The sequence below is a fragment of the Streptomyces sp. NPDC051963 genome (assembly GCF_044593495.1).
GTDB lineage: Bacteria > Actinomycetota > Actinomycetes > Streptomycetales > Streptomycetaceae > Streptomyces.
Genome location: NZ_JBIUCC010000001.1, coordinates 1,152,274 through 1,166,064, shown reverse-complemented (window position 1 = coordinate 1,166,064; position 13,791 = coordinate 1,152,274). Strand labels below are relative to the sequence as shown.

13 protein-coding genes are annotated in these 13,791 nt (G+C 71.3%); 1 reads left to right on the top strand and 12 read right to left on the bottom strand.

Annotated features, from left to right (window positions below; genetic code table 11):
* The 6 genes from ACIHFB_RS04935 to ACIHFB_RS04910 form a co-directional block, all read right to left on the bottom strand.
* On the bottom strand, window positions 1-1,068 hold the full coding sequence (locus ACIHFB_RS04935; protein ID WP_365270142.1) for an NAD(P)-binding domain-containing protein: 1,068 nt from the start codon (window positions 1,066-1,068) through the stop codon (window positions 1-3).
* A 70-nt stretch (window positions 1,069-1,138) separates the two neighbouring features.
* A complete protein-coding gene (locus tag ACIHFB_RS04930; RefSeq protein ID WP_400125273.1) occupies window positions 1,139-2,278 on the bottom strand; it encodes an LLM class flavin-dependent oxidoreductase in 1,140 nt (379 codons plus the stop codon).
* On the bottom strand, window positions 2,278-3,303 hold the full coding sequence (locus ACIHFB_RS04925) for an ABC transporter substrate-binding protein (RefSeq protein WP_365270136.1): 1,026 nt from the start codon (window positions 3,301-3,303) through the stop codon (window positions 2,278-2,280). The genes ACIHFB_RS04930 and ACIHFB_RS04925 overlap by 1 nt, the downstream gene beginning before the upstream one ends.
* Before the next feature lie 27 nt (window positions 3,304-3,330).
* Entirely contained in the window at window positions 3,331-4,071 is a 741-nt protein-coding gene (locus ACIHFB_RS04920; protein WP_365270133.1) for an ABC transporter ATP-binding protein, read from the bottom strand.
* Complete coding sequence (locus tag ACIHFB_RS04915) at window positions 4,044-4,958, bottom strand: ABC transporter permease (RefSeq protein ID WP_365270130.1); 915 nt, start codon at window positions 4,956-4,958, stop codon at window positions 4,044-4,046. Before ACIHFB_RS04915 ends, ACIHFB_RS04920 begins: the two co-directional genes overlap by 28 nt.
* 127 nt (window positions 4,959-5,085) lie before the next feature.
* A complete protein-coding gene (locus ACIHFB_RS04910; RefSeq protein WP_343234701.1) occupies window positions 5,086-5,169 on the bottom strand; it encodes a putative leader peptide in 84 nt (27 codons plus the stop codon).
* Between the two features lie 123 nt (window positions 5,170-5,292).
* Between ACIHFB_RS04910 and ACIHFB_RS04905 the strand changes: the two genes are divergently transcribed.
* Complete coding sequence (locus ACIHFB_RS04905) at window positions 5,293-5,721, top strand: YjbQ family protein (RefSeq protein ID WP_365270127.1); 429 nt, start codon at window positions 5,293-5,295, stop codon at window positions 5,719-5,721.
* Between the two features lie 32 nt (window positions 5,722-5,753).
* Here ACIHFB_RS04905 and ACIHFB_RS04900 read toward each other — a convergent pair whose 3' ends face one another.
* From ACIHFB_RS04900 to ACIHFB_RS04875, 6 genes are read right to left on the bottom strand one after another with little or no spacing between them, the layout of a single operon-like run.
* Window positions 5,754-6,725: a PDR/VanB family oxidoreductase gene (locus ACIHFB_RS04900; protein WP_400125270.1), complete on the bottom strand. Its 972-nt coding sequence runs from the start codon at window positions 6,723-6,725 to the stop codon at window positions 5,754-5,756.
* Window positions 6,715-8,145, bottom strand: coding sequence for a glutamine synthetase family protein (locus ACIHFB_RS04895; RefSeq protein ID WP_400125268.1), 1,431 nt, complete (start codon window positions 8,143-8,145; stop codon window positions 6,715-6,717). The genes ACIHFB_RS04900 and ACIHFB_RS04895 overlap by 11 nt, the downstream gene beginning before the upstream one ends.
* A 5-nt stretch (window positions 8,146-8,150) precedes the next feature.
* Entirely contained in the window at window positions 8,151-9,503 is a 1,353-nt protein-coding gene (locus ACIHFB_RS04890; RefSeq protein WP_400125267.1) for a Rieske 2Fe-2S domain-containing protein, read from the bottom strand.
* A gap of 41 nt (window positions 9,504-9,544) precedes the next feature.
* Window positions 9,545-11,506: a primary-amine oxidase gene (locus tag ACIHFB_RS04885; protein ID WP_400125265.1), complete on the bottom strand. Its 1,962-nt coding sequence runs from the start codon at window positions 11,504-11,506 to the stop codon at window positions 9,545-9,547.
* Window positions 11,503-13,125 carry a gamma-glutamyltransferase family protein gene (locus tag ACIHFB_RS04880; RefSeq protein WP_400125263.1) on the bottom strand — a complete coding sequence of 541 codons (1,623 nt, stop codon included), beginning with the start codon at window positions 13,123-13,125 and terminating at the stop codon, window positions 11,503-11,505. The genes ACIHFB_RS04885 and ACIHFB_RS04880 overlap by 4 nt, the downstream gene beginning before the upstream one ends.
* Window positions 13,122-13,775 carry a cyclase family protein gene (locus ACIHFB_RS04875; RefSeq protein ID WP_365270109.1) on the bottom strand — a complete coding sequence of 218 codons (654 nt, stop codon included), beginning with the start codon at window positions 13,773-13,775 and terminating at the stop codon, window positions 13,122-13,124. Before ACIHFB_RS04875 ends, ACIHFB_RS04880 begins: the two co-directional genes overlap by 4 nt.
* Window positions 13,776-13,791 lie beyond the last annotated feature (16 nt).

Here is a 13,791-nt window from a genome sequence, read left to right as displayed (position 1 = left end):
TCACGCGGCCACCGGCTCCTCGGCGAGCAGTCGACGGATGTCCCGCACGGCCGCACGGCCCGCCCGGTTGGCGCCGATGGTGCTCGCCGACGGACCGTAGCCGACCAGATGGATCCGCGGATCGACGACCGCGCGGGTCCCGTCGAGCCGGATCCCGCCGCCCGGCTCGCGCAGCCTCAGCGGCGTCAGATGGTCGATGGCGGGCCGGAACCCGGTCGCCCACAGGATGACGTCTGCGGGCACCTGCCGCCCGTCGTTCCACTCCACCCCGTCCGGGGTGATCCGGTCGAACATCGGCTGCCGGTCCAGGACCCCGTCCGCCAGCCCCTGCCGAATGGCGTCGTTCAGCGGTAGCCCCGTGACGGACACCACGCTCCTCGGCGGCAGCCCCTGCCGCACCCGCTCCTCCACCAGCGCGACCGCCGCGCGGCCCGCGTTCTCGTCGAAGGGCCCCTCGCGGAAGACCGGCGGCCGCCGGGTGACCCAGGTGGTGGCCGCGGCATACGGCGCGATCTCCAGCAGATGCTGCGTGCCGGACGCACCCCCGCCCACCACGACGACCCGCAGCCCGGCGAACTCCTCCGGCCCCGGATACTGCGCCGTGTGCAACTGCCGCCCCCGGAAGGTCTCCTGACCGGGAAGGCGCGGCCAGAACGGCCGGTCCCAGGTCCCGGTCGCGTTGATCAGCGCCCGCGTCGACCACACACCGTCCGAGGTCTCGACGAGCAGCCGTCCGGCGTCGCCCTCGCGTACGGCACGGACATCGACGGGTCGCCGTATCCGCAGGTCGAAGGCGCGCTCGTAGGCGTCGAAGTACTCCGTGATGACCTCGGAGGACGGCCGTGCCGGGTCGGCGTCCGTGAGTTCCATGCCGGGCAGGGCGTGCATCCCGTGCACCTTGCCGTACGTCAGCGACGGCCACCGGAACTGCCAGGCGCCGCCGGGGCCGGGGGAGTGGTCGAGGACCACGAAGTCGCGCTCCGGCTCGAATCCGGAGCGCCGCAGGTGATAGGCGCCGGCCAGACCCGCCTGGCCGGCGCCTATGACGACTACCTGGGTGTTGTTCACGTTTCCACTAACAGTGCGGGGTGCGTGGATCTTCCCGAGGGATCAGCGCCCGTCCTGTTGTCACCTGCCGTCAACGCCCGCCCGCCACGAGGATCGGCGCGCCGGCCGCCGTACGGCTGTCGAGCAGTCCACGAGCGGTCAGTTCGGGGATCACGCCCTCCCCGAACCAGTACGCCTCCTCCAGATGCGGATACCCGGAGAGCACGAAGTGCTCGACGCCCAGCGCGTGGTACTCCTCGATCAGATCGGCGACCTCGCCATGGCTGCCGACGAGGGCCGTCCCCGCCCCACCGCGGACCAGACCGACGCCCGCCCACAGGTTCGGGTGGATCTCCAGCCCGTCCCGGGAGCCGCCGTGCAGGGCCAGCATGCGCTGTTGCCCCACCGACTCGCTGCGCCCGAGCGCCGACTGCGCGGCAGAGATCGTCTCGGGATCGAGATCGTCGAGCAGCCGGTTCGCGGTGGCCCACGCCTCGGCCGACGAATCGCGCGAGATGGTGTGCAGCCGGACCCCGAAGCGGACCGTGCGGCCCTCCCGCTCGGCCAGCGAGCGGATCCAGTCGATCTTCTCCTTGACCTGCGCGGGCGGTTCGCCCCAGGTCAGATAGACGTCCGCGTGCCGTGCCGCGACCGGGCCGGCGGCTTCGGAGGACCCGCCGAAGAACAACTGCGGCACCGGCTCGGGCGGCAGCGCGACCAGCCCGCCGTCGACCTGGTAGTGCGTGCCGTGGAGGTCGTACGGCTGTCCGCGCCACACCCCGCGTACGACCGTCAGGAACTCGTCCGTACGGGCATACCGCTGATCGTGGTCGAGCCGGTCACCGAAGCGCCGCTGCTCGGTCGAGTCGCCGCCGGTGACGACGTTCAGCAGCAGCCGCCCACGGGTCACCCGCTGATAGGTCGCCGCCATCTGCGCGGCCAGCGTCGGCGAGATCAGCCCCGGCCGGAACGCCACCAGGAACTTCAGCCGCTCGGTGTGCTGCGCGAGCGCCACCGTCGTCAGCCACGCGTCCTCGCACCACGTGCCGGTCGGCGTGAGCACCGCCTCGAAGCCCAACTGCTCGGCCGCCTTGGCGATCTGGGCGAGATACTCGATGTCGGGCGGACGGATGCCATGGACGGAGCGCGCGTTGGAGGCGTAAGCGTGCCGGTCCACGAGGGTGCGGCCGTCACCGCCGGTCGGCAGGAACCAGTGCAGGTGAACGGTCATCAGGATTCCTTGTAGATACGGGGCTTGGCGGTGGACGGCGGCAGATCGCCGTTGAAGCGGGTGTCGGTGAACTTCGCGAAGTCGACCTGGCGCGGGATCAGCTTCAGGGCGGTGAAGGTGTCGGCGATCTCCTGCTCGGAGGCGATGAGCGGCTTGTCGACGGCGACCGCGACCCGGGAGGCGTTGGTCCGCTTCACCGAGGCCAGCGCAACCTCGTACGGCAGCCCGGTGTCCTTCGCCCACACCTTCGCCCACTCCTCGGGGTGGTCGTACACCCAGTCGTAGGCGCGGCGCAGTCGGCCGAGGTAGTCCTCGATCGCCGCGGACTTCTTGCCGTCCTGGAGCGCGGAGGGCGCCGCCACCTGGAAGGTGAGACCGTTGGTCACGCCCTCGCCGGTGGTGAGCACGGTGCCCTGCTTCGCCTGGAGCACCTGCGAGGTGTACGGGTCCCAGACCGCCCATGCGTCGACCCGGCCGGAGGTGAATGCGGCGAGTGCGTCGGCCGGCTGGAGGTACTTGACCTGCACGTCGGCCAGGGTCAGCCCGGCCGCCTTGAGGGAGGCGACCAGTTGGTAGTGCGCGGAGGAACCCTGCGCGACGGCGACGGACTTGCCCTTGAGGTCCTCGGTCTTCTTCAGCTCCGACCCGTCCGGTACGAGGACGGCGTCGCCCTCGGACGTGCCGTGCCAGGCGGCCACCACCGTGACCTTGGAGCCGGCGCCGGCCGCGAAGACCGGCGGGGTGTTGCCGACCCCGCCGATGTCGACTGCCTTGGCGTTGACGGCTTCGAGGAGCGGTGGGCCGGAGGTGAACGTGGACCACTTGATCTTGTAGTCGAGGTCCTTGAGCTCCCCGGCAGCTCGCAGGATGGCTTCGGAACCGCCTTTCTGGTCACCGACGTTGAGGGTGAGGGAGCCCTTGCCGTCGGTGTCGGACCCCGTGCTGGCGGACGAGCTCCCGCCGCAGGCCGTGAGCAGGAGGGCGAGGGGGAGGAGCAGCGCGGCGGGGACGAGGCGTCGTCGCATGGTGGGTCCGTTCTCTGGGATGGGGAGTTACGCGGCTTCGGCGGCGGTGTCGACGCCGAGCCGTTCCAGCAGGCCGGCGCGCAGCTCGGCGAACCGGGGATCGGTGATGTCACGGGGCCGGTCGAGGGTGATCTCCTGCTCGTGCGCGATGACACCGCCGTCCATCACGAGGACGCGGTCGGCGAGCAGTACGGCCTCCTCGACGTCGTGCGTGACGAGCAGCACCGCGCAGCCGCGGCGCTGCCACAACTCGCCCACCAGACGCTGGGCCTTGATACGGGTCAGGGCGTCCAGCGCCCCGAACGGCTCGTCGAGCAGCAGCAGATCGGGCTCGCGGACCAAGGCCCGTGCCAGGGAGGCGCGTTGGGCCTCACCGCCGGACAGGGTCTTGGGCCAGGCGTCCGAGCGCTGGGTCAGGCCGACCTCCTCCAGGGCCTTGTCCGCGACGGCACGTTCCGGCTTGCCGGGCAGGCCCAGCAGGACGTTGCGCCACACCTTCTTCCACGGCATGAGCCGCGGTGCCTGGAAGGCGACAGCCTTGCGGCGCGGTACGAGGACGGTGCCCTCGATGTCGCGGTCGAGGCCGGCCAGGATGCGCAGCAGCGTGGACTTGCCGCAGCCGCTGCGGCCGAGCAGGGCCACGAATTCGCCCGGACGGACGTCGAGTCGGAGGTCGTCGATCACGGCCCGGCCGTCGAAGGAGCGGGTCAGCCCCTCGACCCGCACGGCCGCCTGGGTGGTCACCGGCCGGTGAACGTCGGTCGCCATTGCAGCAGCAGCCTTTCGAGGGAGCGGACGACGAAGTCGGCCAGCAGGCCGAGGAAGGCGTAGACGATCAGGCAGACCACGATCACGTCGGTCTGAAGGAAGTCCCGGGCCTGCACCATGAGGAATCCGATGCCGGAGTCGGCGTTGACCTGCTCGGCGAAGACGAGTGCGAGCCAGGCGATGCCGAGCGAGTAGCGCAGCCCGGTCATCGCGCCGGGCAGCGCACCCGGCAGGACGACATGCCGCACCAGCCCCCAGCGCGACAGCCCGAGGGACTCCCCGGCCTCGATCAACTGGGCGTCCACGCCCCGGATCCCGGCGTAGACATTGAGGTAGAGCGGGAAGGTGACGCCCAGCGTGATGATGGCGACCTTCGGGGCCTCACCGATACCGAACCAGATGATGAACAGCGGGATGAGCCCCACGAAGGGAACGGTCCGCAGCATCTGCACCGGAGCGTCGACGACGTCCTCCCCGATCCGGAACAGCCCGGACACCAGGGCGAGTCCGGTGCCGACGACGGTGCCCAGCAGCAGCCCCAGCGCGACGCGCTGAAGGGAGGTGCCCATGGCGGACGGCAGCGAACCGTCGGCGATCAGATCACCCCCGACCTGCGCGATACGGCCGGGAGAGGCGAGCACGTCGGCGGTCAACACGCCCGTGACGCTGAGCAGTTGCCAGAGCGCCAGCAGCAGGATCGGCCCGGTGGTGCGGCGCAGCCAGCGGGGGACGCGGGTGCGGCGGGAGGAGGTGGGGACGAGGGGGACGAGGTCGGGTGAAGAGCCTGGAGAGGGGCCCCGAGAGTGGCCCGGCGAAGGGTTTGGATTCTCGTCTTTTGCCGATATATCGGGTTCATGGGAACCGGGCGGGGCATGGCTGATGCTCATGAGTGCTCCACGGGAGGAGAGCGGCCGGTGAGGAGATGCGCCGGAGCCCCGCCGTGCCCGAGCGGATCAGCGCATCAGGCGTGCGGACAGGAGGGTGCGCAGGCGCGAGAAAGGCGGGAGAAAGGCGTCAGCAGCCGCGACAACACGCGGCGGAGGCCACCCGCAGCAGGTCGATGTGACCGCGCGTGGTGAGCAGGGCTGAACGCAACATGCGGCTGAAAGTAGCCAGATGGCATGCGCGCGGTCAACGGTGTCTCGCGGTGTGGACCGCGGGTATCACACCTCGGCCGTCCGGTGACGCACGAGACGGGGGCTGTGCGTGAGGATGGGACGCATGTCAGATGCCTTCACCACCCGAGTGCTGAACGTCACCTCCGGTTCCGTGGAGCGGGTCGTCGACCTCACCCACGACTGCGAGAACTTCCTGCGGGAGGCGGCCGCCGGTCGCGACGGCCTGCTGAACGTCTTCGTCCCCCACGCCACCGCCGGTATCGCGATCATCGAGACAGGAGCCGGCAGCGACAACGACCTCCTCGCCGCCCTGCACGTCCTCCTGCCCGCCGACGACCGCTGGCAACACCGCCACGGCAGCCCCGGCCATGGTCGCGACCACGTCCTGCCGGCCTTCGTCCCGCCGCATGCGACGTTGCCGGTGGTGGGCGGACGGCTGGAGCTGGGGACGTGGCAGTCAGTGTGCCTGGTGGATACAAATAGGGATAATCCTGATCGAAAGGTGCGCGTGACGTTCCTTGCGGGCTCCTGAAGCAAGGCCCAGATCTTCGGTCGGCCTGCCGTCTAGAGTTCGAGCTCCAGCACCGCGGACGCGGAGCGGCTCACGCAGATCATCATGGTGGTGGCCGTAGCACGTTCGGACGAGTCGATCACCGTGTCGCGGTGGTCCGGTACCCCGGCCGCGACCGGTGTCTCGCAGCTGCCGCAGTAGCCCTCCTCGCATGAGTACGGCACGGCCGGCAGCAACTCCCGGACGACGTCCAGCACGGAACGGTCCGCAGGTACGGTCGCACGCAGTCCGGAGCGACACAGCACGACCTCGAACTCTCCCTCTGTGCCTACGACTTGCCTGCCGCCGTCGCCCGAGGCGAAGCGCTCTGTGTACGCCGTCCGAGCCGGGTTCGCCGCGCGGCACAGGGACATCACCGCGTCGAGCATCGGCGCCGGCCCGCAGGCATAGACCGCGTGACCGGGTGGAGCGGCGGTGATCTCGGCGGCCAGGTCCGGCAGACCCGCCTCGTCCTGCGGCACGAGCAGCACGCGGTCCTCGCCCAGCTCCAGGAGTTCTTCGGCGTACGCCAGACGGGACCGGTCGCGGGCGCCCAGGACCAGCCGCCAGGGCAGGCCGCGTGCGGTGAGCTCGCGGGCCATCGGGAGGAGAGGGGTGACGCCGATGCCGCCGGCCAGCAGGAGATAGCCCTCTGCGGGGAGCAAGGGGAAGCGGTTCACCGGGCCTCTTACCTCCAGCTCCCGTCCCACCAACGCGGTGTCGTGGATCTCCCGCGAGCCGCCGCGCCCGTCGGGCACGCGGTGCACGGCGACCGTCCACGTGCAGGCATCCGTCGGGTTCCCGCACAGGGAGTAGGCGCGTCGCAGCCCCGACGGCAGGGTGAGTTCGACATGCGCCCCCGGCTCCCACAGGGGCAGTTCGTCGCCGTCGGGCCTGGTCAGCCGGAGTTCCACCACGTCGCGGGCGACCCAGCGGACCTGCCGGACCAGCAGGCGTTCCGTATGTGGTGAGGCGTCAGAAGACACGGAAGTACTCCCGTTGTTCCCAGTCGGTGACCTCCTGCTCGAAGCGGGCGATCTCCGTGCGCTTGATGCCGGCGTAGTAGGACACGAAGTCCTTGCCGAGCCGGTCCGCGAGGCCCTCGTCCGCCTCCAGTGCGTCCAGGGCTTCGCCGAGCGAGCGCGGCAGGGGCTCGGCGCGGGTGGCATACGGCTCGTCCGCCGCCGGGCCGGGGTCGAAGCCGCCCGCCACCCCGTCCAGGCCGGCGGCGAGCTGGGAGGCGAGATAGAGGTAGGGATTGGCCGCCGGTTCACCGATTCGGTTCTCCAGACGGGTGGATGACGGTCCGTCACCCAGGACCCGCACCATCGCCCCGCGGTTGTCACGCCCCCACACCGCACGGTCAGGGGCCAGCGACAGCGACCGGAAACGCTTGAAACCGTTGAGGGTAGGCGTGGAGAACGCGCTGGTGGCCCGCGCGTGCCGCAGCAGCCCGCCGAGGAAGGCGGTTCCGTACGGCGACAGGGGCGGCGCCCCGGACGGGGTTGCGCCGACTCCCTCCGGGGCGAAGATGCCGACGCCGTCCCGCAGCATGCTCTGGTGCAGATGCCAGCCGCTGGAGAACACCCCGGGCAGATGAGGGCGGCACATGAAGGTGGCGTGATGCCCGTGGCGGGCGGCGACCTGCTTGACGGCGCCGCGCAGCAGCACCATCGCGTCGGCCGTGCCGAGCCCGTCGGCGGGCTGGAGGGTCAACTCGACCTGGCTCGGCCCGAATTCGACCTCCAGGCTGCGCAGCGGCAGCCCCAGCCCCTCGATGTTCGCGCGCAGGACGTCGAGGATCGGGTCCAGCTCGTCGTACCGCAGCTCGCTGAGGTATTGGTAGCCGTGGTTGAGCATGCCGACCTCGGGAGCGGCACCCGGCTGACCCAGATCACCGGGGCCCAGGCGCGGATCGGTCAGCCGGAAGAGGTGGAACTCCACCTCCAGACCGGTGCGGTAGGTCAGCCCGCCGGCCTGTTCCAGCACCGAGCGCAGCAGACCGCGCGTGCACAACGGCACCGGCGCTCCGGTGGTGAAGCGCAGATCGCACAGCAGCCAGCCCGTACCCGGCGACCAGGGCAGCATCCGGAACGTCAGCGGGTCCGGGACCATCACCATGTCGGCGGCGCCCCGCAGTTCGGGCAGCCCGAGCGGCGTCTCCTTGGTGAAGAGAGGGAAGACGGTCCGCCCCGAGGTGTCCTTGGCGAGCAACGACGAGGCGATGCCGGTGCCCTCGCGCAGCACGTTGGGCAGTTCGCCGACGGTGACCGTCTTGCCGCGCAGCAACCCGTGCTGGTCGGCGAAGACCAGCCGTACGACCTTCATCCCACCGCTGTCGCGTATCTCCTTGGCCGCCGCGGCCTGTTCGGGGCTCCACAGCCCGTGGCGCTCGATGAATCCCACGCCGCTCAGCCGTCCGTTCCGACCGGCTGCGCCCAACTGCTGTCGGCGCGCTGCTTGGCCGTGGCGGCCGCCCAGTGCTCCTGCCAGCCCTCGGTGGGGCCGATGCCGTCGAGCGTGACCGGCCCTTGGAGCTGCTCCGCCTCCTCGGGCGGCAGCACCAAGGGCGGGTTCTCGCCGCGTTCGACGGCGGAGATGGCCTCGCCGAGCATCCGCCGGTACATCACGATCGCCTTGTCCGAGCGGCCCAGATGCTCACGCGTACGGTCCTGGACCGCGCCCTGGCCCTCCACCGCCCACTGGTCGTGCACATTGATGTCGGTGCCGAGACCGGTGTACGTGGTCGTCCGCTGTTCCTCGGGGTCGTAGCCGTAGTTGTTGGCACGTCCGAAGCGCGGCCGGTAGTCGGGCAGGGTGACCGCCCCGACCCGCTGCCGACGCATCTCCTCGCCGTCCACCGGACTGCCGACGCTGGTGAACAGGGCATACCAATAGCAGGAGTTGTCGTCGATCGGCACGTGCCACTGGGTGATCGCCGTCTCCGCGTCGAGCGGGATGTGGAAGGCGTGCGGGAAGACCTGGTGGGTGACGCGGACGTGGGTGCGGCTGCCGTCCATCGCGCGGCCCTGGGTGTCGGTGCCGTCCAGGGTGCGCAGGGCGGTGATGCGGATGCCGTACGGGGTGCGCACGGCGTCGATGTCGGGGCGCCCGTACTCGCGCAGGATCTTCGTCATCGGCAGGTCGGTGCCCCGGGAGGCGGCCCGGAACTGCTTGCCGTAGCTGTCCTCGGGGTCCTCGTCCTGGAAGAAGCGGTGCAGGTAGGAGGCGTGGGCGGGGTCGATGCCGACCTCCAGGGCCTGGAGCCAGTTGCACTCAAGGAGGCCCTTCCAGGCGAAGGCGTGGCTTGCGGGTGCCCGGAAGCAGTCCAGGGCGGGGAGTTCGGGCGGCTCGCCGGGGCCGAGGTAGCCCCAGACGATGCCGTTGATCTCACGGACCGGGTAACTACCCAGTCGCACCCGGGACTTGAGGGGGCTGCCGACGGGCTCGGCGGGCGTGTCCAGGCAGCTGCCGTCGCGGCCGAACAGCCAGCCGTGAAAGCAGCAGCGCAGGCCGCCGTCCTCCAGCCGGCCGAGCGCCAGGTCGGCGCCACGGTGCGGGCAGCCGCGGTCGACCAAGCCGAGTTCGCCGTCGTCGTCCCGGAACAGGACGAGGTCCTGGCCCATCACCCGGGGCGCCACCAGGGGCCGTGCGCCGTCGAGTTCCTCGCTCAGGGCGATGGGCTGCCAGTAGCGGCGTATCCACTCGCCGGCCGGGGTGCCCGGGCCGGTTCGGGTGAGCCGTTGGTTCTCTTCCTCGCGCATCAGATGCCTTTCCGAGGTGTCGCGGAGGGTGGGGGGCGGGGTCAGCCGCAGCAGTGGTCCGTGGGCGTCGCGGACGACGGCTGCTTCGGGGCGTGGCAGGAGACCGGCGCGGGCACGTCCAGGGCCGGGTTGCGGTCGAAGAAGCCGTCCGGCTCAAGGCGTAGCCGGGCCTTGGCCACCGGCATCACCGGCCACTCCTCGGGGCGCGGGAAGTGGTGGGAGCCGATCGTGGCCCACAGCACCAGGTCGGTGCCGTCCAACGAGCGGTTCTCCTCCTGCCACTTGCGCACACCGTCGGCGCCCGGCTCGGCCTGGTTGGGGTACTCGCCGCCGACGAACCGCCGCTCCGGGTCGTAGGCCGTCGCCCACAATTGCCGCCCCACGAACGGGGCTCGGCGGGCGCACACGCTGTCCTCGCGCACCGGCAGCACCGCCGTGTTCTCCAAGTGCACGCGGTACGCGGTCGGTTCGCCCATCCGGTTGCGGGCCTCGGTGCTCTCCACGCGCCAGTGCAGGGCGCGGGAGGGGTCCGTGCTCCGGGCGCCCTCCGCCTCGCTGAGGATCGGACGCAGCACGGTCCGGGCGGCGTTGCCGTACGGATTCAGCTCCGGGTCCGGCTCGGGCTCCGCCGTGACCTCGACCAGGCGGTTGGCGGTGCCGTCCACCGCCATGTCCAGGCGTACGGCGAAGAAGTGCTGGTGGTTGGTGACCGCGACGTTCGGGGCGACCCGGCGGGCGTACGGGGTCTCCTCGTCCTCCGTGACACCGGTCGCGGAGAGGATGCCGGTCATCTTGATCTCCAGCGCCACCGAACCGTCCTGGTACAGCGACCAGTAGAAGCCGTAGTCGTAGTTGGCGACCGTGGCGAACGCAGAGATGATCAGACGGCGGGAGCGGCGGACCTCGGTGCGGCCGGTGCGGCCGTCGTGGTGCTTCCAGAGGATGCCGTCGTCCTCCTCGTGCACGCACACGGCGTTGGGTATGAGCCGGGGGACGCCGTCGCCGCCGAGCACCGCCGCGTCGAAGTACTGGATGACGCCGAGGCAGTCGCAGCCCAGGGCAAGGGAGTTGGTGAGCGGGCCCGCGCCGTACTCGCCCCAGTCGAAGAAGTTCTTGCGGTACTGGGTGGAGGCGGTGTCGAAGTAGGGGACGTACATCTCGTTGACCGCCGCACGCCGGATCACTTGCCTTGGTCCCTTCCCGGCCGCGTCGAAGGTCAGGTCGTGCAGCACCAGGCCCTCGCGGTGGCTGAAGCCGACCCGCACCGACCAGCCCTGCCAGTCGAGCCGTTGACCGGTGACGGTGAAGCTGGGCCCGTCGGGCTGGACAACCTCCAGTGGCTTCAGGCCCGTTCGCTCCGGCACGACGCCCGCGCCGAACACGCCGGACTCCTCCGACAGTGGGACGACCCCGTGGTCCTCGATGTGCAGGATCTCCATCGACTCCATGTCGATGATCGGCACCACGCCCTGCACCGGGCGCGCATAGCCGTTGTCGTCCTCGGAGGTGCGGTGCCAGACGCTGCCCCAGGTCAGCCGGCGCCCCGGGTACTCGGGCGGTTCGAAGCCGCCGATCGACTCCGGGTCGACCATGACCAGCGACACGTCGTGGATGCCGCGCAGGGCCAGTGCCTCCCTGAAGCGCGGGTCGGCCCGGCACATGGCGGCGGCCTGGCGGGCCTCCTCGGAGGAGCAGCCAGGGCTGCGTACGTCCAACTCCCGCCAGGCGGTGCTCTGCGGCTTGTCGCCGAGTTCGAGGGCGACCTCGTAGGCGAGGTGCGCGGAGGGGCAGATCACGACTGCGCGGGCCCGCCTCGGATCGCCGGGGGCGGCGCCACGGGCATGGTCCTCGTCCAGGGCCACGCCCCAGAAGCGCGCGTCCTCGGTGACCCGGGTGTCCGCCTTCAACACCGTGACGGCGGCGGCCAGTTCGGTGACGGTCAGTGGGTCGAGCGGGTGCGGTGCGGCGGCCACCGGTACGGGTTCGGGGGCGAGGGTGCTCATGCGGGGATTCCTTCTGGTGCGGGGGCCGTGGGTGCGCCGTACAGCACGGTTCCGCCGTCGGCGCGTGGATCGGCGGCACCGTCTAGGCGGCCGTCCGCGGACAGTCGTACGGCCTGGGTGTGGCCCGCCAGGTCGGTGCGGCCGGGTGTGACGACGACCGGTATGCCGGGCGACAACTCCTCGGGCACGGACCCGGGTTCGGCCAGTAGGGTCTGCGTCTCCTGGCCGATGTCGCGGGACCCGACCACCCAGCGGGGACGGTCCAGCACGGCGGCCGGGTCGGCGTCGGGGTCCATCAGGGCGGGCACGGTTTGGGCGAGGATCTGGGGCTGGGCTCGGCCTCCCTGGCAGCCGGCGGCGAGCAGCAGGTCGCCGGAGCGGCCGAGTACTGGGCACAGGGTGTGCGGGGGGCGCAGGCCGGGGCCGATGCGTGCCGGGTGGCCGGGCTCCAGGCTGAACGCCGAGCCGCGGTTGTGCAGGACGATGCCGGTGGACGGGTCGCAGATGCCGGAGCCGAAGGTCTGGTAGACGCTTTGGATCAGGGAGATCGCTAGGCCGGAGTCGTCGATTGCCGTGATGGCTACGGTGTCGCCGGCAGGGCGGGAAGGTGGCTCCGGGGGTTGCGTCCCGGCCAGCGGCGCGGGGTGCAGCAGGCCGTCGAGGTTTGGCTGCGAGCGGCGTGGGTCGCCTAGGAGGCGGTCGCGGGCCGCGGAGGCGTCTTGGCAGCGGGTGATCAAGTGTTCCGCTGAACGGGCAGTTCGTTGGCTGCGGGCCGGTGGGGGCTGGTCGCGCAGTTCCCCGCGCCCCTTGCGGGGCGCTGTGCCGCGCCGGAGTTCATCAGTTCCGTCCAGCGCAGCCAGTAGGGTCGCGCCCTGACTCGGCGGAGGCGCGGCCCACCAGCGGGTGTCGGCCGTGTCCAGCACCAACGGCTCGACGGTCTCGGGCCGGTGGGCCGCCAGGTCGGCAGCCGTCAGTGGGCTGCCTGCCCGGCGTAGGCCCTCCGCGAGTGCTTCGGCCACCGCCCCCCGGTAGAAGGACCACGGATCGTCTGCCAGATTCCGCAGTACGGCGGCCAGTCGCGGCTGGGGCAGCGGGGCGCCCTCGGTGAGCGGGGCCCCGTCCGGGTCGGTCAGCAGGGCGGTGAGTCCGGGGTCGGCGGCGATCTGCGTGGCCCGCTCGCGTATCGCGCGTGCAAGGCCCGGCGACACCGTGGCGTCGTTCTCCGCCAGTTCGGCGGCGTCCCGCAGCGTGGCCGCGAGGGTGCCCTGCGTGCCGTAGGACTCGGCGAGTGCCGTCCAACCGGCTACTACGCCCGGCACGGTCACCGTCTGCGGACCTTGCGCCGGCATCCGGCGGTCAGCTGCGCGCAGTGCCCCGACGTCCACGTTCTGCGCGGCGGCCCCGGCCGACACGATCGCGCGCACGGTGCCGTCGGGGGAGTGGACGAGGGCGATCAAGTCGCCGCCCAGGGAGCACTGGTGGGGGTAGACGACGGTGAGGGCGGCGGCCGCGGCCAGCGCGGCGTCCACTGCGTTGCCGCCGCGTTCCGCCGCTCGGCGGGCGGCCGCGAGTGCGGCGGGGTGCGGTGCGGCGAGGATCAGCCGGGAGTCGGCGCTCACGCGTCGTCCCGTGGCAGCAGCACCGTCCGCGACGGGGCGGCCTCGGCGCCCTGCAACGGCAGGGGGAGCGAGAGCATGTCGTAGACGCCCGCCGGGGTGTGCAGCAGGTCGACCACTTCGAGGATCAACACCTCTGAGGCGCAGAGCAGTTGGTGGGTCTCCCAGTGGGTTGTGTAGGCGACGGCCTCGATGCTCAGGTAGTCGATGCCCGCGGTGCGCACTCCGGCGTCGATGAGGCGTTCCGCGCCGTCCGGGGCCAGACCGACCCACTCCCTGGCCTTCCACGGGCTGCGGAGCACGCCCTCCGAGTTGCTGGTGCGCAGCAGCACCCGTTCCTCGTGGCCGAGGCCGGCCGCGTCCAGGTCGGCGGCGGTGATCTGTTCCTTCACATGGGTCAGGTCGAGGACGCGGGCGACGCCGTTGAGCGCGGTCAGATCGAGCTGGTCGACGGTCTTTCCGCCGTCGATGAAGTGCGCGGGAGCGTCGATGTGGGTGCCGGTGTGGGCGCCGATGCGCCAACGGCTCACGTTGGACGGGTCACCGGCGGTCCGGGACTCCACGATCTCCATCTCGGGACGGCGGCCCCAGTGCAGCATTCCGGGGTGGATGGGGACGGACACGTCGATGGCCTTGGCGAAATCCAGGTTCATGTTCAGGCGGCCTTCC